Annotated in this window: 18 protein-coding genes; 12 read left to right on the top strand and 6 right to left on the bottom strand. The window is 72.7% G+C overall.

From position 1 onward, the window contains the following. The first annotated feature begins 19 nt into the window (after positions 1 to 19). Together LCG91_RS13130 and pgi are read left to right on the top strand one after the other, a co-directional pair. The gene (locus LCG91_RS13130) at positions 20 to 1030 is read left to right on the top strand and encodes a nitronate monooxygenase (protein WP_224441648.1); all 1011 of its coding nucleotides are present in this window, start codon (positions 20 to 22) and stop codon (positions 1028 to 1030) included. Positions 1031 to 1213: 183 nt separating this feature from the next. Beyond that, positions 1214 to 2923 (top strand): glucose-6-phosphate isomerase, encoded by a 1710-nt coding sequence (gene pgi, locus LCG91_RS13125; protein WP_224441647.1) that lies wholly within the window; start codon positions 1214 to 1216, stop codon positions 2921 to 2923. 215 nt (positions 2924 to 3138) lie between these two features. Here the strand turns inward: pgi and LCG91_RS13120 are convergent, their stop codons facing one another. Further along, positions 3139 to 4044, bottom strand: coding sequence for a LysM domain-containing protein (locus LCG91_RS13120; RefSeq protein ID WP_224441646.1), 906 nt, complete (start codon positions 4042 to 4044; stop codon positions 3139 to 3141). A 111-nt stretch (positions 4045 to 4155) separates the two neighbouring features. Between LCG91_RS13120 and LCG91_RS13115 the strand changes: the two genes are divergently transcribed. From LCG91_RS13115 to LCG91_RS13095, 5 genes are all read left to right on the top strand, one after another. Beyond that, complete coding sequence (locus tag LCG91_RS13115; RefSeq protein ID WP_224441645.1) at positions 4156 to 4665, top strand: hypothetical protein; 510 nt, start codon at positions 4156 to 4158, stop codon at positions 4663 to 4665. Between the two features lie 178 nt (positions 4666 to 4843). After that, positions 4844 to 6301, top strand: coding sequence for a sugar porter family MFS transporter (locus tag LCG91_RS13110; RefSeq protein WP_224441644.1), 1458 nt, complete (start codon positions 4844 to 4846; stop codon positions 6299 to 6301). A gap of 143 nt (positions 6302 to 6444) precedes the next feature. Then, complete coding sequence (locus tag LCG91_RS13105; RefSeq protein ID WP_058750396.1) at positions 6445 to 7149, top strand: DUF4396 domain-containing protein; 705 nt, start codon at positions 6445 to 6447, stop codon at positions 7147 to 7149. 21 nt (positions 7150 to 7170) lie between these two features. Beyond that, positions 7171 to 7620, top strand: coding sequence for a MarR family winged helix-turn-helix transcriptional regulator (locus LCG91_RS13100; RefSeq protein WP_224441643.1), 450 nt, complete (start codon positions 7171 to 7173; stop codon positions 7618 to 7620). 61 nt (positions 7621 to 7681) lie between these two features. Next, positions 7682 to 9451 (top strand): chloride channel protein, encoded by a 1770-nt coding sequence (locus LCG91_RS13095; RefSeq protein WP_224441642.1) that lies wholly within the window; start codon positions 7682 to 7684, stop codon positions 9449 to 9451. Between the two features lie 76 nt (positions 9452 to 9527). Here the strand turns inward: LCG91_RS13095 and LCG91_RS13090 are convergent, their stop codons facing one another. The 3 genes from LCG91_RS13090 to LCG91_RS13080 are packed head-to-tail and all read right to left on the bottom strand — an operon-like array spanning position 9528 to position 11430. Further along, entirely contained in the window at positions 9528 to 10502 is a 975-nt protein-coding gene (locus LCG91_RS13090; protein WP_224443156.1) for a zinc-binding dehydrogenase, read from the bottom strand. Between the two features lie 27 nt (positions 10503 to 10529). Then, positions 10530 to 10952, bottom strand: coding sequence for an organic hydroperoxide resistance protein (locus tag LCG91_RS13085; protein ID WP_058729284.1), 423 nt, complete (start codon positions 10950 to 10952; stop codon positions 10530 to 10532). Between the two features lie 25 nt (positions 10953 to 10977). Beyond that, the gene (locus LCG91_RS13080) at positions 10978 to 11430 is read right to left on the bottom strand and encodes a MarR family winged helix-turn-helix transcriptional regulator (RefSeq protein WP_209442900.1); all 453 of its coding nucleotides are present in this window, start codon (positions 11428 to 11430) and stop codon (positions 10978 to 10980) included. A gap of 102 nt (positions 11431 to 11532) precedes the next feature. Between LCG91_RS13080 and mvk the strand changes: the two genes are divergently transcribed. Genes mvk through LCG91_RS13055 form a run of 5 tightly spaced genes read left to right on the top strand, consistent with a single transcriptional unit; the run spans position 11533 to position 16871 of the window. Then, positions 11533 to 12522, top strand: a complete 990-nt coding sequence (gene mvk / locus LCG91_RS13075) for a mevalonate kinase (protein WP_224441641.1) — start codon at positions 11533 to 11535, stop codon at positions 12520 to 12522. Further along, positions 12522 to 13529 carry a diphosphomevalonate decarboxylase gene (mvaD, locus tag LCG91_RS13070; RefSeq protein ID WP_224441640.1) on the top strand — a complete coding sequence of 336 codons (1008 nt, stop codon included), beginning with the start codon at positions 12522 to 12524 and terminating at the stop codon, positions 13527 to 13529. Before mvk ends, mvaD begins: the two co-directional genes overlap by 1 nt. Continuing rightward, positions 13526 to 14605 carry a phosphomevalonate kinase gene (locus LCG91_RS13065; RefSeq protein WP_058749400.1) on the top strand — a complete coding sequence of 360 codons (1080 nt, stop codon included), beginning with the start codon at positions 13526 to 13528 and terminating at the stop codon, positions 14603 to 14605. Before mvaD ends, LCG91_RS13065 begins: the two co-directional genes overlap by 4 nt. Beyond that, positions 14602 to 15666, top strand: a complete 1065-nt coding sequence (locus LCG91_RS13060) for a hydroxymethylglutaryl-CoA reductase (RefSeq protein ID WP_058729280.1) — start codon at positions 14602 to 14604, stop codon at positions 15664 to 15666. Before LCG91_RS13065 ends, LCG91_RS13060 begins: the two co-directional genes overlap by 4 nt. Beyond that, positions 15663 to 16871 carry a hydroxymethylglutaryl-CoA synthase gene (locus LCG91_RS13055; RefSeq protein WP_224441639.1) on the top strand — a complete coding sequence of 403 codons (1209 nt, stop codon included), beginning with the start codon at positions 15663 to 15665 and terminating at the stop codon, positions 16869 to 16871. The genes LCG91_RS13060 and LCG91_RS13055 overlap by 4 nt, the downstream gene beginning before the upstream one ends. A 289-nt stretch (positions 16872 to 17160) precedes the next feature. On the opposite strand, the gene LCG91_RS13050 is transcribed toward LCG91_RS13055, so the two are convergent. Both LCG91_RS13050 and LCG91_RS13045 read right to left on the bottom strand, forming a co-directional pair. Further along, entirely contained in the window at positions 17161 to 18948 is a 1788-nt protein-coding gene (locus tag LCG91_RS13050) for a sulfite reductase subunit alpha (protein WP_224441638.1), read from the bottom strand. Next, positions 18945 to 24518 (bottom strand): glutamate synthase-related protein, encoded by a 5574-nt coding sequence (locus LCG91_RS13045; RefSeq protein WP_224441637.1) that lies wholly within the window; start codon positions 24516 to 24518, stop codon positions 18945 to 18947. The genes LCG91_RS13050 and LCG91_RS13045 overlap by 4 nt, the downstream gene beginning before the upstream one ends. Between the last annotated feature and the right edge of the window lie 64 nt (positions 24519 to 24582).

Genomic DNA, 24582 nt, shown 5'->3' with positions numbered 1-24582 from the left:
CTCCGGGCAGGATGGGCGCATGCGATCCCTCCCGGGTGTCCTCGGTGCCGCGGCACCCGTCCACGTCGCGCCGATGGCGGGCGGGCCGAGCACGCCCGCGCTCGTGTCGGCCGCGGGCCGCGCGGGTCACCTCGCGCAGCTCGCCGGCGGGTACCTGGACGCCGACGCACTCGCCGCACAGGTCGCCGCGGTCCGGTCGAGCGGCACCGGGGCCTTCGGCGTGAACCTGTTCGTGCCGGCACCCGTGCCGATCGACGACGGCGTGTACGAGGCCTACCGCGCCGAGCTCGAGGCGGACGCCGGGCGCCCGCTGCCCCCGAAGCACGAGGACGACGACGCGTGGTCGGACAAGGTCGGACTGCTGCTCGACGACCCGGTGCCGGTCGTGTCGTTCACCTTCGGGCTCCCGGCTGCGTCGGTGGTCGGCGAGTTCCGCCGCCGGGACGTCCTGACGGTGCAGTCCGTGACGAGCGTGCCCGAGGCGCGGGCGGCCGCCGAGCGCGGTGTCGACGTGCTGCTCGTGCAGGGGGAGGCCGCGGGCGGGCACTCGGCGGTCCTGGACGCGGCTGCGACGCCCGCGCCCGAGCCGCTGCAGGACCTGGTCCGCCGGGTCACCGCTGCCGTGCGGCTGCCCGTGGTCGCGGCGGGCGGACTCGGGACGGCCGACGCGGTGCGCGACCAGCTGGACGCCGGTGCGGCCGCCGTCGCCGTCGGCACCGCCGTGCTGCGGACCGACGAGGCCGGCACCTCCGCCACCCACCGAGCCGCGCTCACTGACCGGGCCTTCGACCGGACGGTCGTGACCCGCGCCTTCACCGGACGCCCCGCGCGGAGCCTCGCCAACGCGTTCACGCGTGCGCACCCGGACGCCCCGCTCGGGTACCCGGCCCTGCACCACCTGACGCGGCCGATCCGGAGCGAGGCAGCCGCGGCCGGGGACCCGCACCGGCTCCACCTGTGGGCGGGGCGGGGCTGGCGGGCGGCGACCGACGGTCCGGTGGCCGACGCCCTCGCAGCACTCCTGCCCTAGTCACGCGGCGCGCGGCGCTCGGACGGGTGCGGCGCCGGGTCGGCCGGTGCTCGGCCGATGGGCGGCCGCCGTCGGGCTGTGCGCGGAGACACCCCGACGGCACTACGCTCGGACGTGGTCCGCGACGCAGCGCTGCGGTGACCCGCGGTCCAGTACGTCTTGAAGGTACCCAGGAGGACCGAAGTGACCGAATCCGCTCCCGTCGACCCCACATCGACCGACGGCTGGAAGACGCTCGCCGGCATCGCCGACGGCTTCACCCCGGACCTGCGCGGCTGGTTCGACAGCGACCCCGGTCGTGCCGAGCGCTACACGTTCCAGGCCGCCGACCTGACCGTCGACCTGTCGAAGGGCCTCGTCGACGACGAGATCCTCGGCGCCCTGCTCCAGGTCGCGAAGGACACCGGCGTCGCCGAGCGCTTCGAGGCGATGCTCGCCGGCGAGCACATCAACGTGACCGAGGACCGCGCGGTCCTGCACACCGCGCTCCGACGCCCGAAGGGCATCGAGCCCGCCCTCGTGGTCGACGGCCAGGACGTCGACGCCGACGTCCACGCCACGCTCGACAAGGTCTACGCCTTCGCCGAGCAGGTCCGCGACGGCTCGTGGACCGGTGTCACCGGCAAGCGCATCGAGACGGTCGTGAACATCGGCATCGGTGGCTCGGACCTCGGCCCCGTCATGGTCTACGAGGCCCTCAAGCCGTACGTGCAGGAGGGACTCGAGGCGCGCTTCGTCTCGAACATCGACCCCGCTGACATCTACGAGAAGACCGCGGACCTCGACCCCGAGACCACGCTCTTCATCGTCGCGTCGAAGACCTTCGGCACCCTCGAGACCCTGACCAACGCCCGTCTCGCCCGGCAGTGGCTCTGGGAGCGTCTCGGCCTGACCGACGCGTCCGACGACGAGAAGTCGAACGCCGTCGCGAAGCACTTCGTCGCCGTCTCGACCGCGCTCGACAAGGTCGCCGCGTTCGGCATCGACCCCGAGAACGCGTTCGGCTTCTGGGACTGGGTGGGCGGCCGCTACTCGGTCGACTCCGCGATCGGCACCTCGGTCGTCATCGCGATCGGGAAGGAGAACTGGCAGCAGTTCCTCGCCGGCTTCCACGCCGTCGACGAGCACGTCCGCACCACGCCGCTCGAGCAGAACGTCCCGGTCCTGATGGGTCTGCTCAACGTCTGGTACACGAACTTCCTCGGTGCGCAGAGCCACGCGGTCCTGCCCTACACGCAGTACCTGCACCGCTTCGCCGCGTACCTGCAGCAGCTCACGATGGAGTCGAACGGCAAGCGCGTCCGCTGGGACGGTTCGCCCGTCACGACGGACACCGGCGAGGTCTTCTGGGGTGAGCCGGGCACGAACGGCCAGCACGCGTTCTACCAGCTCATCCACCAGGGCACGCGCCTGATCCCCGCGGACTTCATCACCGTCGCGAAGCCGGCCCGTCCGCTCAAGGACGAGTCCGGCGACGGGAAGGCCGTGCAGCCGGGCCAGGACGTCCACGCGCTGTTCCTCGCCAACTTCTTCGCGCAGACGAAGGCACTCGCGTTCGGCAAGACCACCGACGAGGTCCGCGCCGAGGGCACCACCGACGAGGGCATCGTCGCGGCCCGCACCTTCACGGGCAACAAGCCGTCGACGTCCATCCTCGCGCCGGAGCTCACCCCGAGCGTCCTCGGTCAGCTGATCGCCCTCTACGAGCACATCGTGTTCACCGAGGGCACCATCTGGGGCATCGACTCGTTCGACCAGTGGGGCGTGGAGCTCGGCAAGCAGCTCGCGCTGCAGATCGCCCCGGCGGTCGACGGCGACCAGGACGCGCTCGCGTCGCAGGACTCCTCGACCAAGGCGCTCATCGCGAAGTACCTGGAGCTGCGCGGCGAGTAGCCACGCACGCCCCTGACGGACGGGAGGCGCGGTGCCAGCTGGCACCGCGCCTCCCGTCCGTCGCATGGTCGGCCCGCCCTGGTCCTCCCGTCCGCCGGAAGGTTCCGCCAGAGCGACAGGGTGCCGCGAACCGTCGACGGTGGTCTGTCGCCCTCGCGGAACTGACGGGCCCGCGCCGCGCCGTATGGGCCCGCGCCGCGCCGGCGCCGCGCGCGTCAGCGCGCGAGCGGGTCGAGGTTGAGCGTCGTGCCCTCGTAGAGGTACTGGTCGTCGCCGAACACCTGCACGTCGGCGTTGAGCCAGACGAGCGCCTTGACGCTGATGCCGAAGCGCGCCGCGACGTCACCGATCAGGTCGTCCCGGGCGACCGTGTACGACCGCGGTGCCCCGGAGGCCGTGGTCGCGGTGACCGGGCCGGCGGCGTTCGACCGAGCGCCCCCGTCGACCGGGTGCACGTTCGTCTGCCGCTGGGGCACCGACCAGCGCACAGCTGCGACCGCGAGCACCTTGCCACCCGCGATCTCGATCGGCAGGTCCGTCTGCCCGGCGTCGGCAGCCGAGGACACGACCAGGGTCACGAGCCCGGACGGATCGACGCCCGATCCGTCCAGCGGCACGTCCTCGGACACCGGCGCGGGGGTCGGACCGCCGAGGACCGCGTCGCCCACGCCGGGGTAGGTCAGCCCGTCGCCGACCTGTCGCTCCCGCTCGAAGAACCCCACACCGATCGGCACCGGGAGCGACGAGGTCACGCCGGTGTACTGCGCGGTGAAGGTGTCGTCGCCGTCCGCCACGACCCGGTAGTGGAAGTGGATGCTGCCCTTCGGCGACACGACGTCGCCCTCGGTCAGGACCGTCCCGGCCGGGATCGGAGAGAGTACGGGGTCGGGGACGGCGGCCTCGGTCGCGACCGGTGTGGGTGCGCGCGGGGTCGCCGACGCCTCGATGTGCGCGGCGTCCGTGTCCTCGGTCTCTGTGGCGGTCGGTGCCGGCGTCCGGCTCGGCGTCGGCGGGACCGAGGGCGCCGGGAGCGCTCCGTCGGACCCGCCGAGCAGCGAGCAACCGGACAGCGCGACGGCGACGACCAGAGCGGTGGCGCCGGACGCGACGGTTCGGTTCATGATTCCCCCTCGGGTCCCGATGCTACCGCGGGGTCCGGGACGCCACGGCCGCGCGGACCGGGATGTGTCCGGAGGCACACGGCCGTCGGTGCGAGCGGCTACCGTCGGAGCATGGACCGCCACGAGATCCTCGCCGCCGCAGCCGCCGCCCACGCCGCTCGCATCGCCGAGGCCGGCGGTGACGACACCGCTGCCCGGCAGCGTGCCGCCGCGGTCGAGGGGCGTGACCTCGGGGCGGACGACGCCGCGGCCGATGCCGTCCGCGCGGTCGAGCGTCGGCGTGCGGGCGAGGTCGAACGGGCCGCCGAGCGCACCGAGGGGGCGCTGTCCGACTGGCATCGGATGGGCACCCGCCGCGGGGTCACGCCGGACGAGCAGCTGCGGAGTGCCTGGACGGTGACCGGGGTCCCGGAGCCCGGTGCCGCCCGCGCACTCGCGAACGTCCTGTTGTCGACCGCGGGGCACGCGGGCCGCGTCGCCGACGCCGCGCGGCGCAACCCGGCACTGGGCGGCGCAGCGAGCGCCGCAGCCCGCCGGACCGTGCGTCGGTACACCGACCACGGGGCCGGGATGGCCTCCCTCGGCGACGTCCTCGGCGAGGGTCCGTCCGACACCGACTGAGCAGCACGGCGCTGGCCACGCGCGGTCGGGTCGGCTGTTGGACCGCTCCCTCGCTCATCAGGCGTTTCTTGGATCGGTCCAAACGTCAGGTCGTCAGAATGTCCAATTGACAGGACATGGAATCGGGATACGATCGCAGCACGCAACGCCGCGCGATCACCCGACGAAGGAGTCACGAATGGTCGACATCAAGCCGACAGCACCGAACGTCGCACTTCCACCGGTGGGAGAGGGACCCCACCGTCGCCGTCTCGGCGTCCTGGCGCTCGTCGCCACCTTCGGCGGCCTGCTCTTCGGCTACGACACCGGTGTGATCAACGGTGCGCTGCTCCCCATGAAGGAGGAGCTCGGCCTGACCGACCTGACCGAGGGTGTCGTCACGAGTTCGCTGCTCTTCGGTGCGGCGATCGGCGCGATGCTCGGTGGTCGGATCGCGGACGGCTGGGGGCGCCGGAAGACGATCATCCTGCTCGCGGTCACCTTCTTCGTCGGCACGCTCTCGTGCGTCTTCGCCCCGGCCTTCGGGGTCATGGTCGTCGGCCGTGTCCTGCTCGGTCTGGCCGTGGGCGGTGCATCGACCGTGGTGCCCGTCTTCCTCGCCGAGCTCGCGCCGTACGAGATCCGCGGATCCCTCTCCGGTCGCAACGAGCTCATGATCGTGATCGGCCAGCTCGCCGCGTTCGTCGTCAATGCGATCATCGGCAACCTGTGGGGCGAGGGCAACGGCGTCTGGCGCGTGATGCTCGCCGTCTGCGCCCTGCCCGCGATCGCGCTCTTCGTCGGCATGCTCCGCGTCCCCGAGTCGCCGCGCTGGCTCGCGTCGAAGGGCCGCTACGGCGAAGCGCTGTCGGTGCTGGGACAGATCCGGTCGGAGGAGCGTGCGACGGCCGAGCTCGACGACATCAAGCGCACGAACGAGGCCGAAGCGCGGACCCAGCGCGTCAGCGGCTGGCGGACGCTGCTCGGCAACAAGTGGCTGATCCGCATCGTGCTCATCGGCGCGGGGATCGGTGTCGCGCAGCAGCTCACCGGCATCAACTCGATCATGTACTACGGCCAGACCGTCCTCATCGAGTCCGGCTTCCAGGAGTCCGCGGCCCTGATCGCGAACATCGCTCCCGGTGTGATCGCGGTCGTGGGTGGCGTGATCGCCCTCGCCAACATGGAACGCATCAACCGCCGGACCACGCTCATCATCGGCTACTCGCTGACGACGGTGTGCCACTTCCTGATCGGCATCGCGTCGATGACCCTGGTCGAGGGCAACCCCGCGCGGCCGTGGGTGATCCTGTTCCTGGTCGTCGCGTTCGTCGGCTCGATGCAGACGTTCCTCAACATCGCGACGTGGGTGATCCTGTCCGAGATCTTCCCGACGCAGATCCGGGCGCTCGGCATGGGCATCGCGGTCTTCTGCCTCTGGATCGCGAACGCGTTCCTCGGGCTGTTCTTCCCGACGATCGTGGCGGCGACCGGCATCACGGGGACGTTCTTCGGCTTCGCCGTCGTCGGCGTGCTCGCCCTGCTCTTCATCTGGAGGTTCGTGCCGGAGAGTCGCGGCCGCACCCTCGAGGAGGTCGAGGAGGGCGTGACCACCGGCAACATCTTCACGGTGCCGCAGAAGGCGTCCCGCCGCTAGACCCGGCGGCACGACGGACGGGAGGCCCGCGGCGACACCGCCACGGGCCTCCCGTCGCGTCCCCCGTCCTGCTGGGAGGGAGCGCGCGTCCGAGCCGTAGGCTCAGCCCGTCGTTGTAGCCGTACAAGTACAGGAGGTCGGGCGTGGTCGAACTCGGCGCCGGTTCCTTCCCGGTCGCACTCACCGTCGCGTGCGCAGGACTGCTCGTGGTCGCGGTCGGCTGCGCCGTGTTCGTCGCCGTCGACGTCGTGCGGCACCCTCCGCACATGCGCGTCATGGCGCTCGTGTGGCCGCTCACGATGCTGTTCGGCAGTGTCGTCTGGCTGGTCTTCTACCTCCGGCGGGGCCGGGCCACCGCGCCGGACCACGGGCGGTGGGCCGGGACCGCGATCGACACGAGCCACTGCGGTGCCGGGTGCGCCCTCGGTGACCTCGTCGGGGAGTTCGGGCTGGCGTGGTTCCCCGCGATCGGAGCGCTGGTCGGGCTCGGCTCGCTGTACCAGGACCGCATGGTCGCCGGATGGGCCGTGGACTTCGTGCTCGCCTACCTGCTGGGCATCGGGTTCCAGTACTTCGCGATCGCCCCGATGCGCGGGCTCGGGGTCCGCGCCGGGCTGGTCGCCGCGCTCAAGGCGGACACGCTGAGCATCATCGCGTGGCAGATCGGCATGTACGGACTCATGGCGGTGTGGCAGCTCGCGGTGTTCCCGGCGGTCTTCGGTGGCCGGGCCAGCGTCTTCTCGCCCGAGTTCTGGGTCGCGATGCAGTTCGCCATGGTCGCCGGCTTCGTCTGCGCCTACCCGGTCAACGCCTGGCTCGTGCGCCGCGGCATCAAGGAGGCCATGTGACGGACTGCGAGGATGGTGGGCATGTCCGACATCGACGAGGTGCTCGCGGCGTCCCGGGGGCTGCTCGGTGTCGTCGCGCGGTCCATGACGACGGCGCTCGAGCACGTCACCGTCCCGCAGTTCCGGCTCATCGTGCTCGTCACCACGCTGGGGCCGACCCGCGCCGGTGACCTCGCCGAGCGCCTCGCGGTCGGGCCGTCGACGCTCACGCGGAACGTCGACCGGCTGGTGGCCGGCGGCTGGGTGGAGCGTCGACCTGGATCGCTGAACCGACGCGAGGTGCTCGTCGCCGCCACCGACCGTGGTCGCGCGCTCGTCGACGAGGTGAGTGCCCGTCGGAGCCGCGAGCTCGCCGACGTGCTGGACCGGGTGCCGGAGTCGGACCGACCCACCGTGGTCGCCGGCATGCGAGCGCTCCGGACGGCGATGGACGAGCCACTCCCGGAGGAGGTCTCGGGCTTCGGCGGGTAGCCCTCGACACGCCACAGTTGTACGCGTACAATCGTTGTGCCCGTACAACTGATGGAGGACCGTGTCTGCAACTGCTCCAGCCCGCGCCCACCTGCACACCGCCGGGACCCGTTTCGGTGGTGCCGCGGTCCGGCTGGCGATCCCCGCCCTGGTCGTCGGTGCCGGAGCCGGGGTGGCCGCCGTCGTCTTCCGCTGGCTCATCCAGCACGCGACCCTCGTGTTCAGTGGGCACACGGACTACTCCGCGACCACCGGCCACCCGGCGAACCCGTGGGTGCCGTGGCTCGGCAGCGGGTTCGTCGTCGTCGCGCCGGTCGTCGGCGGACTCCTGTACGGCCCGCTCATCCACCGCTTCGCGCGGGAGGCGCGCGGTCACGGCGTCCCCGAGGTGATGTTCGCGGTCGACCGGAACGGCGGGCGGATCCGGGGCAGTGTCGCGGTCGTGAAGGCGCTCGCCAGTGCGATCTGCATCGGCGCCGGGGGCTCGGTCGGGCGCGAGGGGCCGATCATCCAGATCGGCTCCGCGCTCGGCTCCACGATCGGTCGCTGGGCGCGGATGCCCGAGGTCCGGTTGAAGACCCTCGTCGCGTGCGGTGCCGCCGGTGGGATCTCGGCGACCTTCAACGCGCCGGTCGCCGGCGTCTTCTTCGCCCTCGAGCTGCTCCTCCGCGACTTCACCCCGACGTCGTTCGGCGCCGTCGCGATCGCGAGCGTGACGGCCGCGCTCGTGGGCCGCGCGGTCTTCGGCGACACCGCGTTCCTGCACCTGCCGGCCATCGGGGGCATCACCCCGCCGGAGTACCTGCTCTTCGCGCTCCTCGGGCTGCTCGCGGGTGCGGTCGGGATCGGCTTCACGCGGGTGCTCTACCTCGTCGAGGATGCCTGCGACCTGCTCTGGAGGGCGACGCGCGGCCCCGAGTGGGCTCGGCCGGTCGTCGGCGGGGTGCTCCTCGGGCTGCTGCTGCTCGCCCTGCCGCAGATGTACGGCGTCGGGTACCCCGTGCTCGAGCACGGCGTCGCCGGTCGGTACGCGCTCGGGTTCCTCGCGGTCCTCGTCGTCGGCAAGGTCCTCGCGACGTCCCTGACGCTCGGGATCGGCGGCTCCGGCGGTGTCTTCGCGCCGTCGTTGTTCATCGGGGCGATGACCGGCGCCGCCTTCGGCCAGGTCGCCGCCGCGGTCGACCCGGCCCTGCGCGGGCAGGTCGCGGCCTTCGCGGTCGTCGGGATGGGGGCGGTCTTCGCGGGGTCGACCCGTGCTCCGATCACCGCCGGGATCATGCTGTTCGAACTCACCGGCGACTATGCCCTCGTCCTGCCGGTCGTCGTCGCGGTCGTCGTCGCGACGGCGGTGTCGAAGGCGCTGTCCCGCGACACGGTGTACACGCTCAAGCTCAGTCGGCGTGGCGTGGACCTCACCGATTCCGCGGTCCCCGCCCGTCGGCTCCCGGGCGGGACGGCAGGGGTGGCGGCGCGGGACCTCGGGACGGTGGTCCCGGTGACGGCCACCGCCGCACAGGCGCTCGACGTCCTCGCGTCGTCCGGGGGAGCCGCCGTGGTCGTCGTGGACGCCGAGGGGCGCTTCGCCGGCGTCGTGTCGGCGCGGTCCGCCGGCGAGGCCGTCCTGACGGATGTGGACGTCGCGGACCGGCCGGTGCTCGACGTCGCGTCCGAGGTGCGGGCGGTCCCGGCAGCGTCCGGTCTGGCGTCCGTCGTGCAGGACGTCGTGGACGCGGCGGACTCCGGCGGGCTGCCGGTGGTCGACCGGGACGGCCGACCCGTCGGGTGGCTGGGACAGACGGAGGTGCTGCGGGCACTGGTCCCCGCCACGTGACGGACGGGAGGCACGGTGCCAGCTGGCACCGTGCCTCCCGTCCGTCTGCTGGTCGCGTGTCGCGACCGTGCCTGCGCTACGGGCGCAGGAGCACCTTGCCGACGCGGCCGGCGGTGTCGCTGGCACGCGCCGCGTCACGGGCGTCCTCGAACACGAAGGTCTCGGACACGGGGAGCGTCAGCGAGCCGTCGAGCACGCGGGTGATCAGCTCGCCGAAGAGCTGGCCCTTGGTCTCGGCCGGCATGGTCCTGCTGACGACCGCGCCCCAGAAGCCCTTGACCGTGAGCTGGCCGAAGATGACCTTGCCCGACGGGATCTCGAGCGTCGGCGACGCCATCGCGCCGAAGACCACGAGGGTGCCGTTCTCGCCCAGCACCGAGGCGATGTCGCCGGCGGCCTTCCCGCCGACGGACTCGACGCCCGCGACGATCGGCGCGCCGCCGGTGAGCTCGCGGACCTGGTCCTGCCAGCCCTCGGCGTCGGTGGCGACGATGCGGTCGATGCCCTGCTCGCGCAGCTCGTCGACGCCCTCGGCGCGACGGACCAGTCCGATCACGTTGATGCCGCGCGCCTTGCCGAGCTGCGCGACCATGCGGCCGACGGCGCCGTTGGCGGCGTTCTGGATGATCCAGTCGCCCTCGTGCAGGTCGAGCGAGTGCAGCAGGCTGATCGCGCTGAACGGCATCGACACGAGCTGTGCGGCGGACTCGTCGGGCATGGCGTCCGGCACGGGGACGAGCCCGGCCGCGTCGGCGACGTAGTACTCGGCCCAGACGCCGAAGGTGCCGCCCGCGACGCGCTGGCCGACCTGCAGGCGGTCGACGCCCTCGCCGAGGGCCTCGACGACGCCGAGCGCCTCGGTGCCGCTGGCGGCGGGGAGCTCGGGCTTGAAGCCGTAGGTGCCGCGGATCGTCCACAGGTCGTGGTTGTGGATCGGGGAGAGGACGGTCCGGACGAGCACCTGGCCGGGGCCGGGCTGCGGGACGGGCCGCTCGGCGACGGTCAGGACGTCGGCGGGCTCACCGAAGGTCTCGTGGACGACGGCGCGCATGGTGGTGGGGGTGGTGTCGGTCATGGGTCAGTCCTCCGAGACGACGATGGTGACGTCGATGTTGCCGCGGGTGGCGTTCGAGTACGGGCAGACCTGGTGCGCGGCGTCCGCGAGGGCCTGGGCGACGTCGTGCTCGACGTCGGGGATGACGACCTCGAGCATGACGGCGAGCTGGTACCCGCCCTGGCCGTTGGGGCCGATCGAGACGCGGCCGCCGACGGTCGAGTCGGTGATCTTCACCTTCTGCGCGCGGGCGACACCCTGCAGCGCGGAGTGGAAGCACGCGGCGTAGCCCGCCGCGAAGAGCTGCTCGGGGTTCGCGCCGTTGCCGGAGCCACCCATCTCCTTCGGGATGGCGAGGTCGTGCTCGACGCGACCGTCGCTGGTGGCGACGTGGCCGTTGCGGCCTTCGCCCGTGGCGAGGGCCTCGGCGGTGTAGAGGACGTCCATGGGGGTCCTTCCTTCCTTCGTGGGGTCAGTCGGCCGCGACCGCGGGGTCCGCGGCGGCGGCGTGCATGGTGGCCGTGAGGCGCTGCAGCGTGCTGATGAGCTCGAGTGCGGCGTGCTCGTCGGACAGGCCCATCCCGGCGGCGATGCGGGCCGGGACGTGGGCGAGCTCCGGGCGGATCGAGCGCCCGCGGTCGCCGAGGGTCACCGTGACGACGCGTTCGTCGGTGCTGCGGCGCTCGCGGCGGACCAGGTCGGCCTGCTCCATGCGGCGCAGGAGCGGCGACAGCGTGCCCGAGTCGAGCTGCAGGTGGTCGCCGAGCGTCGAGACGGTCTGGTCGCCCTCGATCCACAGGGTGACGAGGACGAGGTACTGGGGGTACGTGAGTCCCCAGGGCTCGAGCAGTGCGCGGTACGCCTGGGTCGTGGCCCGGGACGCCGCGTACAGCGAGAAGCACACCATCTCGTCGGTCACCGGCATGGCCCCAGTGTGGCACGCAACTCGATTGTGTACAACCATGTTGTCCGCGGCCTGCCGCCGGACGGCGACCTGTCCGGCCGGTTAGGCTGACCTGAGCCCACGATGACCCACCACGACACCGACAGCACCGCGACGCCGAGCGCAGGGAACCCCCTCCGCACCGGCACCGCGTCGTCCCACGGCAAGACGATCCTGATCGGCGAGCACGCCGTGGTGTACGGCGCACCCGCTCTCGTGCTCCCCGTGCTCGACGTCCGCGTCACCGCGACCGTCACCCCGGTGTCGTCCGACGGCGGCAGCCGGCTCGAGTCCACCGTGCACACCGGGCCGCTCGACAGCGCCCCCGCCGCGGTCCTGCCGACCGTGACCGCGGTGACCGCGACGCTCCGCCACCTCGGCGCCGAGGAGCAGCACGTGCACGTCCGGGTCGACAGCGCCGTGCCGACCGCCCGCGGCATGGGGTCGAGTGCCGCGGTGGCCGCCGCGGTCACCGCCGCCGTGGCCGACGTCTTCGGACGGACCCTCGACCCCGAGGAGCACCACGAGCTCGTGCAGGAGTGCGAGCGCGTCGCGCACGGTCGGCCGTCCGGGCTCGACGCCCGGGGGGTCGTCGCCGAGGTCCCCGTCTGGTTCGAGGGCGGTGTCGTCGAGCCCGTCCCGCTCGGCGCGGAGTTCACCTTCGTCGTCGCGGACACCGGCGTCCCCGGCCACACGCGCGAGGCCGTCGCAGCCGTCCGGGAACACCGCGACGCCGACCCCGCCTCGGTCGACGCCGTCGTCGAGGCGATCGGTGCCCTCGCGCGACGCGCACGGGGGACGCTCGAGGATGGCGATGCCCAGGCCCTCGGTGCCACGATGGACGCCGCGCACGAACTGCTCACCGAACTCGACGTGTCGAGCGCGGACCTCGACCGGCTCGTCGACGCCGCACGCCGTGCGGACGCCCTCGGCGCGAAGCTCACCGGCGGTGGGCGCGGCGGATGCGTCCTCGCGCTCGTCGCGGACGGGGAGCACGCCGACCGCGTGTCCGCCGCACTCCGTGCCGCGGGCGCGACGGAGACCTGGACCACCACGATCGGAGCCCGCGCTTGATGACCGCCACCGCCGTCGCGCACCCCAACATCGCGCTCGTGAAGTACTGGGGCAAGGCCGACGCGCAGCTCGCCCTGCCCGCGACCGGCAGCGTGTCGATGGGCCTCGACGTGTTCCCGACCACGACGACCGTCACGCTCGACGGATCGGCGGAGACCGACTCGCTCGTGCTGAACGGCGGTGCTGCGCCCGAGGGTGCCCTGCTCCGCGTGCAGCAGTTCCTCGACCTCGTGCGCGACCTCGCCGGTTCCGCCGACCGTGCCGCCGTCGTCTCGGAGAACACCGTGCCGACCGGCGCGGGGCTCGCGTCGAGCGCGTCCGGGTTCGCGGCGCTCGCGACCGCGGCCGCGGCGGCGTACGGGCTCGACCTGTCCGAGCGCGACCTGTCCCGGCTCGCCCGGCGCGGATCCGGGTCGGCCACGCGGTCGATCCCCGGCGGTGTCGCGGTGTGGCACGCGGGTGACGACCAGGGCTCCTACGCCGAGCGCGTCCCCGCCCCGCCGATGGCCATGGTCGTCGTGACGATCTCGGCCGGCGAGAAGGCGATCGGCTCACGCGAGGCGATGCGCCGAACGATCGCGACCTCGCCGTTCTACCCGGCCTGGGTCACCTCGACGACCGAGACCGTGGGCGAGATGCTCGACGCCTGCGCCGCCGGCGACTTCACCCGCATCGGCGAGCTCACCGAGAGCAACGCGCTCCGCATGCACGCCACGATCGAGGGCGCCTTCCCGCCCATCCGCTACCTGAACGCCCGCAGCGTCGCCGTGTTCGACGCCGTCGCGGAGCTCCGTGCCGCGGGCACCGAGGCGTACGCCACGGCCGACGCCGGGCCGAACGTCGTCGTGCTCACGAAGCCCGAGGACCGGGGCGCCGTCGCGACCGCCCTCGCCGGCCTGGGAGACGTCATCGAGTCGGGCACCGGACCAGGCGCGCGGGTCGTCCGCTCCGAAGGAACGGGTGCACCCGGAGTGGGTGTCGTCCGACCGGAGGAGTCCGCCGAGTGATCGAGTTCCGCGCCCACGGCAAGCTGTTCGTCGCGGGTGAGTACGCCGTCGTCGAGCCCGGGCAGCCGTCCGTGCTCATCGCCCTCGACCGCGCCATCACCGCCCGGGTGAGCGAGGGCCACGGCTCCGGGAGCGTGCACTCCGAGGAGTACGGGCACCTGCCGCTCACGTGGACCCGTGACGAGGACGGGCTGGCGCTCGACCGGGAACACCACCCCTACGACTACGTGATGGCGACGATCGACCTGGTCGAGAAGCTCCGCGCCGAGCGCGGGATCGCGCCCCGCTTCCACGACCTGCGCATCGAGAGCCAGCTCGACGACGCCAGCGGCCGGAAGTTCGGGCTCGGGTCCTCGGCCGCGGTGACCGTCGCGACCGTCGGCGCGCTCGACCGCTTCTACGGCATCGGACTCTCGCAGCGGGACCGCTTCCGCGTCGCCCTGCTCGCCACCGTCCGGGTCAACCCGCGCGCGTCCGGCGGGGACCTCGCCGCGAGCACCTTCGGCGGCTGGCTCCGCTACAGCGCGCCGGACCGCGAGCGCCTCGTGGCGATGCTCGACAGCCACGCCGTGACCGCGATCCTCGACGACACCGATGCCTGGACCGGCTTCGACGTGCAGCGCCTGCCGGCGCCGAAGGACCTGGAGCTGCTCGTCGGCTGGACGGGCTCGCCGGCGTCGACGACGAAGCTGGTCAGCGTGGTCCGGAAGCACCGCAACGGCGGCTACCAGGCGTTCCTCGACGACAGCCGCGCCTGCGTCGACGACCTGACCGCGGGCCTCCAGACCGGCGACGCGGCGACCACGCTCGACGCCCTGCGGCGCGCCCGTGTCCTCATGCAGCGACTCGGCGCGTCCGTGGGATCGCAGATCGAGACCGAGCGCCTCGCGACCCTGTGCGACGTGGTCGAGGCGGCCGGCGGGGCGGCGAAGCCGTCCGGCGCCGGCGGCGGCGACTGCGGCATCGCGCTCGTCCCGGCGGACACCGACCTCGCCGGCATCCACCGCGCCTGGGAGGCGCACGACATCAGACACCTCAGCGTCGCGGTGCAAGCGCCCGAAGGGAGCGTCGAATGACCGACCTGCTGACCCCGATCCCGACGAAGTGGGTCGGGCCGATCCGCGTGAGCGGCAACGCCGTGGAGGGCGAGCACGAGGTACCCCTCGCCACGTACGAGTCGCCGCTGTGGCCGTCCGTCGGCCGCGGTGCCCGCATCTCGCGGATGGTCGAGGGCGGCATCGTCGCGACCGTCGTCGACGAGCGGATGACCCGCTCGGTCGTCGTGAAGGCCGACAGCGCCGCCGCCGCGCACATCGCCGCCGGGCGGATCCTGGCCCGCCAGGACGAGCTCGAGCAGATCGTCGCCGGGCAGAGCCGCTTCGCGAAGCTCATCGAGGTGCACCCCGAGATCGTCGGCGACCTGCTGTTCCTGCGCTTCGCGTTCACCACGGGCGACGCCTCCGGCCACAACATGGTCACGCAGGCGGCGGACAAGCTGCTGCCCGCGATCCTCGGCTGGGAGCCGGGCCTGCGGTACGTCAGCGTCTCGGGCAACTTTTGCACGGACAAGAAGGCCACCGCAGTGAACGGCATCCGCGGACGCGGACGGAACACCATCGCCGAGATCGTGATCCCGGGCGAGATCGTCGAGAAGCGGCTGCGGTCGAGCGCCGAGCGCATCGCCGAGCTCAACGTCGCGAAGAACCTGGTCGGCTCCACCATCGCCGGGGCCCTGCGCTCCGCGAACGCGCACTACGCGAACATGCTCCTCGGCTTCTACCTGGCCACCGGGCAGGACGCCGCGAACATCGTCGAGGGCTCCCAGGGCATCACGTACGCCGAGGCCCGCGGCGACGACCTGTACTTCTCCACCGCGCTGCCGCACCTGATCGTCGGCACGGTCGGCAACGGCAAGGGCGGTGACCTGCCCGTCGTCGAGGACGCCCTCGTGCGCCTCGGCTGCCGTGAGGACCGCGAACCCGGCGCGAACGCCCGACGCCTGGCCGCCCTGTGCGCCGCGACGGTGCTCTGCGGTGAGCTGTCGCTGCTCGCCGCGCAGACCAACCCGGGGGAGCTGATGGCGGCGCACGTCGCCATGGAACGTCGCGGGTCGAAGCCCGCCGGAGGTGCAGCATGACCGCCCAGCAGCAGACCGCCCAGCAGCAGCCCGCACCGCAGCAGACCCTGCGCGTCGGGATCCACGACATCGCGATCGCGACCGGGCACCACGTGCTCGAGCTCGACGACCTGGCCGAACGGCTCGGCGTCGACCCGGCGAAGTACCACGTCGGCATCGGTCAGGACGCCTTCAGCGTGCCCGCCCCCGACGAGGACATCGTCACGATGGGCGCCGCCGCCGCGAAGGAGGTCATCGACCGTCACGGCGTCGAGGGCATCCGCACGGTGCTGTTCGCGACCGAGTCCGGCGTCGACCAGTCCAAGGCCGCCGGGGTCTTCGTGCACGGGCTGCTCGGCCTGCCGCAGAACGTCCGCGTCGTCGAGCTGAAGCAGGCCTGCTACGGCGGGACCGCTGCGGTGCAGCTCGCCCTCGGCATCATCGCGCGGGCGCCCCACGAGCGCGTCCTCGTCATCGCCGCCGACGTGGCCCGCTACGACGTGGACACCGCCGCCGAGCCCACGCAGGGTGCCGGCGCCGCCGCGATCCTGGTGTCGGCGGACCCCGACCTGATCGAGATCGAGCCAGCCGCCGGCGTCTTCACCGCCGACGTCGACGACTTCTGGCGGCCGAACGACCGCTCGACCGCGCTCGTCGACGGCCGACTGTCGGTCAGCGCCTACGTCGACGCGTTCGTCGGGGCGTGGGACGACCTGGCGTCGCAGGGCGGCCCGGCGTACGGGGACATCGCGCGGTTCGTGCACCACCAGCCGTTCACGAAGATGGCGCTCAAGGCGCACCGGAAGCTCACGCAGCACGTCGGCGCGCCCTTCGACGAGTCCGAGCTCGCGATCGGCTTCACCTACAACAAGCAGACCGGCAACACCTACACGGCCTCGCTCTGGATCGCGCTCGCGGCGCTGCTCGACCTCGACGACGACCTGGGTGGTGAGCGGATCGCGATGTTCAGCTACGGCTCGGGCAGCGTCGGCGAGCTGATGACCGGCGTCGTCCGCCCCGACCACCGGGAGCACCGTCGGCAGGGTCGCGTCCGCGCACTGCTCGAGGCGCGCGTACCGCTCACGGTGGACGCGTACCGGGAGCTGCACGCAGCCGGTGCGGCCACGAGCGAGGACGTCGAGCGCCCGCGCGTCACGTCTGCGCCGTACCGCTTCGCGGGCGTGCGCGGTGGTGCGCGGCACTACGAGGCGACCGCGCAGGACTGACGCGACCCCATGACGGACGGGAGGCGCGGTGCCAGCCGGCACCGTGCCTCCCGTCCGTCGTTGCGCGCTCCTGTGCCCCGCGGTCGCTCATGCGTGCCCGTTCCCTCCCAGAGCGCTTGCGATGCGATGCGAGAACGGGCGTACCTGGTCGATCCGATCGACCAGGTACGCCCGGTTCCGCCAGGTACGCCCGGTTCCGCCAGGTACGCCCGGGCCCGCCAGGTACGCCCGGTTCCACCAGGTACGCCCGGTTCCGCCAGGTACGCCCGGGCCCGCCAGGTAACGCGGCTCAGTACACGTCGCGCACGTAGCGCTTCGCGCGCCGCAGGTCCGCCAGGTACGCGTGCGCGTCGTCCTCGTCGCGGCCCCGCCCGGTCCGGATGACCTCCACCAGCGCCTGCTCGACGTCCTTCGCCATCCGCGACGCGTCGCCGCAGACGTACACGTGTGCGCCGTCCTCGAGCCACCGGTACAGCTCCGCCGCCTGCTCCCGCATCCGCGTCTGCACGTAGACCTTCTCGGCCTGGTCGCGCGAGAACGCCAGGTCCAGTCGGTCGAGCACGCCACGCTCCTGCAGCTCCGTCAGCTCGTCCTCGTACACGAAGTCGGTGTCGCGGTGCTGGTCGCCGAAGAACAGCCAGTTGCGCCCGGTCGCCCCCGCGGCGGCCCGCTCGTGCAGGAACCCGCGGAACGGGGCGATGCCCGTGCCCGGGCCGATCATGACCATCGGGGCGTCGCCGTCGGCGGGCACCCCGAACGCCGCGTTCGGCTGCAGGTACACACCCACCTCGCCGTCGGCCTGCACCCGGTCCGCCAGGTACGTCGAGGCGACGCCGGCGTGCGTCCGGTGCGCGTCGCCGTACCGGACGGACGCGACGGTGAGGTGCACGCGGCCCGGGTGCGCGAGCGGACTCGACGAGATCGAGTACTGCCGCGCCTGCAGGCCGCGCAGGGTCGGGAGCAGCTCCTCCATCGTCGGCGCGGCACTGCCGGCGTCGCGGAGCAGGTCGAGGACGTCACGGCCCCACAGCCACCGGTCGAGCTCGTGCTTGTCGCCGTGCGACACGACGGCCGCGAGCTCCGACGCCGGTGCCCGCTGCACCAGGTCGGCCACGAGGTCCTTCGACGGCGTCCGGATCTCCCGGTCGGTGCGGAGGACCTCGGCGAGCGGTCGACCGTCGACGTCCGCCGACCCGTCTGCGCCGAGGTGCGTGAGCAGCTGATCGACCAGCGCGGGGTTGTTGTGCGGCACCACCGCCAGCGCGTCACCGGCTGCGTACTCGATGCCCGAGTCGCCGAGGTCGAACTCGAAGTGCCGGATCTCCTTCGCGCTGCGCGGCGCGGAGAGCAGCCGGTTGACGACGAGCGGCGCGCGGTACGGGGTGCGCTTGGTCCACTGCGACCCCGGCCGGGAGGCACGACCCGCCCCGGTACCGCCGGCTGCGGCGGACGAGGGGGTCGCCCCGGCAGCGGGGCCGGACGCGGCCGGCTGGGCACCGGCCGCTGCGGCGAGCCGGTCGAGCACCGCGGCGCTCCAGAGCGCGGCGGGGTCCTCGAAGTCCACGTCGCAGTCCACGCGGTCGTGGATCCGCGTCGCACCGAGCTGCTCGAACCGGGTGTCGAGGAGCTTGCCGGCCTGGCAGAACTCGTCGTAGCTCGTGTCGCCGAGGCCGAGGACGGCGTACTGCAGGCCCTCGAGCCGGGGCACGGTGCTCGCCTGCAGTGCGTCCCAGAACAGGCCGGCGTTGTCGGGCATCTCGCCCTCGCCGTACGTCGAGGTGACGACGAGCACGTGCGACATCCCGGCGAGCTGCTCGGGCGTCACGGCGTCGAGCGGGGTCGCCCGGCCGCCGAGCCCGCGGGTCTTCGCACCGGCGACGAGCTCGTCGGCCAGGAACTCCGCGTTGCCCGTCTGGGTGCCGAAGAGCACGTCGACCGTCGTGGTCGGGGCACCGCCGGCGGCGCGCTTGCCCGCTGCTGCGATGCCGGCGATGAACCCGGCGAGCCAGGACTCCTGCGCCGCCGAGAACGGTGCGTCGACCGGGATCAGCTGCCCGGTGGGAGGGAGCGTGCTCATGCCGACACCACCTCGACGGGCGCCTGCGGGGCGCGGGCGGCGATGTCCTCGAGCGCCGCGGTCGCGAGCAGCTCGTCGAAGCGGGCCGCGCGGACCCGGCCGGCGTTCTTGGCGTTCTGGTGCATGATCCACCCCGTGGTGCCCGGCATGTCCGCGCTGCGGTTGTTCCGCTGCGCGAGTGCACGCTTCGAGTCGTCGAGCCGCTTGACGGCGATGAGGGTCGCGAGCTCGTCGTCGGCGAACCGGTCGAACGTGCTGCGGAGGTACTTCACGACGCGCTGCTTCACCTGGAAGTCCTCGGTCAGGACGAGGTTCCGCACGGCCTCGGTCACCCGGGGGTCGTTCGGCACGGCCCCCGGTACCCGCTCCTGCGCCACGTCCTGGGCGACCCCGAGCACGGTGTACGACGACAGCAGCGAGAACGTGTCGTCGCCCTGGTCACCGAGCGTCGGGGCACGGCCGTCGAGCACCGTCCGGCGGTCGCGGTAGTCGACCTTGAACGACCGGAGCCGGTCCGTCGCGACGGAGCCCGCGAGCTCGTCGAGCAGTTCGTTCCGGGTCGCGGCGGCGAGGATCTCGTCGGCGTCCTGGCTGAGCAGGAGCGCGCGCGGCATCCCGACGAACACGTGTTCGCGGGTGGTCGACCAGTCCGCGAGCAGCCGCTCGGCCAGGGCGGACCCGGTGGCTTCGAGGTGCCACTCGAGCAGGAGCTTCGCCGCGGCCTCGTGGAACGCGCCGCGCTCGGTCTCGGTCACGGGGAAGACGAGGAGCGAGTCGGTGCTCGCGCGCTCGGTCACCGTGCCCGACGGGTCGTACTGGTAGAGGAAGCCGCCGGACATGCCGTTGCCGAGCCCCTTGCCGAAGCCACCGAGGTTGAGCACGGCGCCGCCGGTCATGTACTCGCAGCCGAAGTCGCCGAGGCCCTCGACCACCGCGGTCGCGCCGGAGTTGCGGACGGCGAACCGGTCGCCGGCCTCGCCCTCGACGAACGTGCGGCCGCCGGTCGCGCCGAACAGGGCGAAGTTGCCGACGAGGACGTTGCCGCCGCGCTCGGTGCTCCCGCCGCCCGGGGCGCGGACGATGATCCGCCCGCCGGACTGGCTCTTGCCGACGCCGTCGTTCGCGGTGCCAGTGTGGTCGAGCGTGGTGCCGTCGTTCGTGAAGACACCGTAGGACTGCCCGGCCGAGCCGCTCGTGCGGATCGTCAGGGCACCGTCGACGAGCCGTCGGCGGCCGCGGTCGTCCGTCGAGATCGCCGGGTGCGCGGACAGGTCGACGCCCCGCAGCTCGTGGTCGAGGATGCGCTCGACGTCGATGCCGAGCTGCCCGCCGACCGACTTGTCGGCGTTGCCCAGCGCGATGCCGTCCACGACCAGCGAGGGGTCGTGCCCGTCGATGAGCGCCGCGCGCACCTGCTCGATGAGGGCGTCGTCGGTGCGGAAGTCCTTCTCGAGGTACTCCGGGTCGGAGACGACCTTCTCGGGGACCTGCGCGAGCAGGTTCCGCACGTCGAGCCGCCCGACGGACGCCGGGTGGTCGAGGAGCTGCAGCAGGTCGGTGCGGCCCCGGGCCTCGCGGAGCGAGTGGAGGCCGAGACGGGCGAGGATCTGCCGGACGTCGTGCGCGATGTTGAGCAGGTACTGCGCGAGCGCACGGGGGTCGCCCTCGAAGGCCTCGGCGTTCGTCGTCAGACCGGCGGGGCACTTCACGTTGCAGTTCTTCGCCATCACGCAGCCGAGCATCATCAGCGCGGTCGTGCCGAACTCGAACGAGTCCCCGCCGAGGAGTGCGCTCGTGACGACGTCCGAACCGGTCTGGTGCGCGCCGGAGCAGCGGAGCGTGACCTTCTGGCGCAGACCGTTCGCGACGAGGGCCTGGTGCACCTCGGCCACGCCGATCTCCGCGGAGCGGCCGGCGTACTTCAGGCTCGTGACGGCCGCGGCGCCGGTGCCACCGGTGTTGCCCGCGACGTTGATGACGTCCGCGCCGGCCTTCGCGACACCGACCGCGATCGTGCCGATGCCCTCGGAGGACACGAGCTTGACGACGACCCGGACCCGCGCGGCCTTGCAGTCGTGGATGAGCTGCGCGAGGTCCTCGATCGAGTACGTGTCGTGGTGCGGCGGTGGCGAGATGAGCTCGACGCCGGGCGTGCCACCACGGGCCGCGGCGATGTCCACCGTGACCTTCGGCGCGGGGAGCTGACCGCCCTCGCCGGGCTTCGCGCCCTGGCCGATCTTGATCTCGAGCTCCTCGAGCATCGGGTCGGCGAGGTAGCCCGCCCAGATGCCGAACCGGCCCGAGGCGAACTGCTTGATGCGGGACCCGCGGATCGTGCCGTAGCGGGAGTGGTGCTCGCCGCCCTCGCCGGAGTTCGACATGCCGCCGACCATGTTCGTGCCGTGTGCGACGGCCTCGTGGGCGGTCGCGACCAGGGCGCCGTGGCTCATCGCACCCGATGCCAGCGTCCGGGTGATCTCGTGCGCGGGCTGGACCGCGGTCACGTCGACGCTCGCCGGTGCCTGCTGCAGCAGACCGAGCAGCTCGGCGGCCGCACCGGAGGCGCGGAGCGTCACGTGGCCGTCGGCGACCTCGTCGACGTCGACCGTGCCGGGGTGCAGCAGGGCGAGCCCGTCCACGAGGGCACGGTGACGCTGTGCACCCGTGGGTCCCGTGGAGGTGAGCTGCAGGGTGAAGCGTGCCGTGCCTCCCGGCAGACCCTCGGCGTCGTCACGTGAGCCGGCGAGACCGCGGACCGTGATGCTGGCGTTGCCGGTCGTCGCGAAGCGACCGAGCTCGCGGGCGAAGTCCTCCGCCTCGTCGATGCCGGTGACGTCCGCGGGCAGCGCGAGCACGTCGCGCAGGGCGGCGGGCCGGCGGGACCGCTCGTCGTGCGTCGTCTGCAGGAACGTGACGTAGCCCGGGGTGATCCGGTGCGCGTCGATCTCGGCGTCGCTGAGCCGGTCGTAGCCGGTGTTCCGGTACGCGGCGTCGGAGATGCCGAAGGAGTCGTCGAGCTGCCGGAGCGTCAGCAGCCGCAGCGCGTCGGAGTCGCCGGAGCGCTCGAAGGCCGGACGCTCCTCCGTCATCCCGCCGAAGCCGCGGACGCTCGCGACGCCGAACGAGTGCCCCGCACCGTCCGAGCGCTCCTTGAAGAGTCCGAGCAGCGGCACCTGGCCCTCGGACGCGACGGTCCGGGCGCGCTCGTGCCAGTCGGTCGCGGCCTGCGCGATCCGAGCGAAGCCGACACCGCCGACCGGGGCGGCCATGTGCGGGAAGACCCGGGCGAACAGGTCGTCGCCGGTGTCGAGGTAGTTCGGCTCGAAGAACTCGCCGCCGATGTAGCTCTCGGCCGTGCACAGGCCGACGCGGCCCATCGTCTTCGCGAGGGCCTTCTCGGCGGCCTTGCGGAAGCGCTTCAGGGCCAGGTCGGTGGCCGTGTACTCGCCGGCCGGGGCGGCCTCGGCGGGGTACTGCTCCTCCGCACGGAGTCGTGCGGACAGGCTGTACACGGCCGATGCACCGAACCCCAGGGCCGTCGCCACGTGGTGCGACGACGGCAGCTGCCCGGACTCGGCGACGATCGAGACGCGGAGCCGCAGCCCGGTCTCGATGAGTCGCTGGTTGACCGCGGCGACCGCGAGGATCACGGGGAGGGGTGCGTGCGTCGAGGACATGCTGCGGTCGGTCAGGACCGCGATGCCGCCGGAGCGCTCGGCGAAGGCCACGACGGCCTCGGCGAGCTGTTCCGTCGCGGAGCGGACCGCGTCGGCGTTCGCCTGCTCGTCGCCGAGCACCGGCACGTAGAGCATGTCGAAGCGCTCGAGCGGCACGATCGTCTGGTCGCGCAGGCGCACCATGTCGAGGTGTCCGAGGACGGGCGAGTCCACGACGATCTGCCGGCTGGGCGCGCCGGTGCCGCTGCCGGTCCCGCTGCCCGTGCCGTCGGGCTTGCTGCCGAGCGCCACGCGCATCGACATGCCGTCGGCCTCGCGGATCGAGTCGAGCGGCGGGTTCGTCACCTGGGCGAAGCGCTGCGAGAAGTACTTCGCCATGCCGCCCTCGGTGTCGCTCAGCGCGTTGATGGCGGTGCCGTAGCCCATCGCCGAGATACGCTCCGAGCCGTTCGCGAGCATCGGGTCGAGCATGAACCGGAAGCTCTCCTGGTTCAGCGAGTACGCCACGTAGCGGCCCGCCAGGGACAGGTCGCCGTCGTAGCCGAGCGTGCTGGTGCCGCGGTCGTAGGCCGGCGCGGGCAGGTCGTCGAGGTGCACGCGTGCGGCGTCGAGGAGCGTGCCGTAGTCGCGCCGGGCGGCGAGCATCCGGAGGACCTCGTCGGTGCGCATCACCGAGCCGGTGCGGTGGTCGACGACGAGCATGCCGCCGGCCTCGATCCGACCGCGGTGCACGACCTCGTCGGCCGGGAAGGCCACCTGCCCGGACTCGGACGCCACCATCAGGTACTCGTCCGTCTGCACGGTGCGCAGGGGACGGAGCCCGAGACGGTCGAGCCGCGCGCCGACGACGTCGCCGTCGCTGAAGATCACCGCGGCGGGCCCGTCGTTCTTCTCCTCGTACAGCGAGAAGTACTCGAGCATGTCCCGGACGTCCGGGGTGAGCGTGCGGTCGTTCTCCCACGCCGGCGGCATGAGCGTGACCACGGCCTCGACGATCTCGAGCCCGTCGTCGAACACCCGGCTCTGCAGGGTCTGGTCGAGCCGGCTCGAGTCGGACTGCCCGGGCGGCCGGACGATGCTGCGCGTGCGGGCGGCGGCGAGGGCCTCGTCCGACAGGCGGTTCTTCCGGTCGGTGTTCAGCTCGCCGTTGTGCGCCATGAGCCGGAACGGCTGCGCCATGGTCGGGTGCGGCTCGGTGTTCGTCGAGAACCGGGTGTGGAAGTAGAGCGTCCGCACCGAGTGCCGCGGGTCCGTCAGGTCGCGGAAGTACGAGATGACCTCGCCCGAGTTCAGGCGGCCCTTGAGGATCTGCGTCCGGGCGCTGAGCGACAGCGGGTACAGGGCGGCGTGCGGGGCGTGCGCCTCGGCGGCCTGCGTGTAGGAGACGCGCTCGACGGCCAGGAGCGCGCGGTTCGCGGCGGCGTCGACCTCCGGGCGCTCCCACGACCCCGGGGAACGGAACACCCACTGCACGATCGGCAGCTGGTACTGCTCGGCCTCGGGGCGGGCCACCGAGTGGTCGACGGGGACGTCGCGGACGAGCAGGAGCTCGAAGCCCTCGTGCTCGATCGCACCCGTCACGGTCTGCACGGCGGCGGCACGCTCGACCGGGTCGGCGGGCACGAAGCAGTTCGCGACGCCGAAGTGCCCGGCGCGCAGGGCCTCGCCGGTGATCGCGCTGAAGAACTCCACCGACAGGTCGATGCTCACGCCGGCGCCGTCGCCGACGCCCTCGGCGGACTTGCCACCGCGGTGCGGGATCGAGCAGAGCGCTTCGTCGCCCTTGCGGATGACGTCGTGGCTCGGGGTGCCGTCGAGGCGGGTGATGAAGCCGACGCCGCAGTCGCTCGACTCGCGGGCAGGGTCGTACAGACCGAAGGGGGAGGGGTTCACGTGCGGGTCCAGTGGGGCTCAGCCGGCAGCGGACGGCCAGGGCTGCATCGGTGGAGCGCTCGCC

It is taken from the genome of Curtobacterium sp. TXMA1, from assembly GCF_020162095.1.
In the GTDB taxonomy this organism is placed as follows: Bacteria; Actinomycetota; Actinomycetes; order Actinomycetales; family Microbacteriaceae; genus Curtobacterium.
This window is presented reverse-complemented; position numbering and strand designations above follow the sequence as displayed.

Excerpts from the sequence above, each read along its gene's own strand:
- LCG91_RS13130 (WP_224441648.1), top strand. The coding sequence starts at position 20 with ATGCGATCCCTCCCGGGTGTCCTCGGTGCCGCGGCACCCGTCCACGTC.
- LCG91_RS13120 (WP_224441646.1), bottom strand. The coding sequence starts at position 4,044 with ATGAACCGAACCGTCGCGTCCGGCGCCACCGCTCTGGTCGTCGCCGTC.
- LCG91_RS13115 (WP_224441645.1), top strand. The coding sequence starts at position 4,156 with ATGGACCGCCACGAGATCCTCGCCGCCGCAGCCGCCGCCCACGCCGCT.
- LCG91_RS13110 (WP_224441644.1), top strand. The coding sequence starts at position 4,844 with ATGGTCGACATCAAGCCGACAGCACCGAACGTCGCACTTCCACCGGTG.
- LCG91_RS13100 (WP_224441643.1), top strand. The coding sequence starts at position 7,171 with ATGTCCGACATCGACGAGGTGCTCGCGGCGTCCCGGGGGCTGCTCGGT.
- LCG91_RS13090 (WP_224443156.1), bottom strand. The coding sequence starts at position 10,502 with ATGCGCGCCGTCGTCCACGAGACCTTCGGTGAGCCCGCCGACGTCCTG.
- LCG91_RS13085 (WP_058729284.1), bottom strand. The coding sequence starts at position 10,952 with ATGGACGTCCTCTACACCGCCGAGGCCCTCGCCACGGGCGAAGGCCGC.
- LCG91_RS13080 (WP_209442900.1), bottom strand. The coding sequence starts at position 11,430 with ATGCCGGTGACCGACGAGATGGTGTGCTTCTCGCTGTACGCGGCGTCC.
- mvk (WP_224441641.1), top strand. The coding sequence starts at position 11,533 with ATGACCCACCACGACACCGACAGCACCGCGACGCCGAGCGCAGGGAAC.
- mvaD (WP_224441640.1), top strand. The coding sequence starts at position 12,522 with ATGACCGCCACCGCCGTCGCGCACCCCAACATCGCGCTCGTGAAGTAC.
- LCG91_RS13060 (WP_058729280.1), top strand. The coding sequence starts at position 14,602 with ATGACCGACCTGCTGACCCCGATCCCGACGAAGTGGGTCGGGCCGATC.
- LCG91_RS13055 (WP_224441639.1), top strand. The coding sequence starts at position 15,663 with ATGACCGCCCAGCAGCAGACCGCCCAGCAGCAGCCCGCACCGCAGCAG.
- LCG91_RS13050 (WP_224441638.1), bottom strand. The coding sequence starts at position 18,948 with ATGAGCACGCTCCCTCCCACCGGGCAGCTGATCCCGGTCGACGCACCG.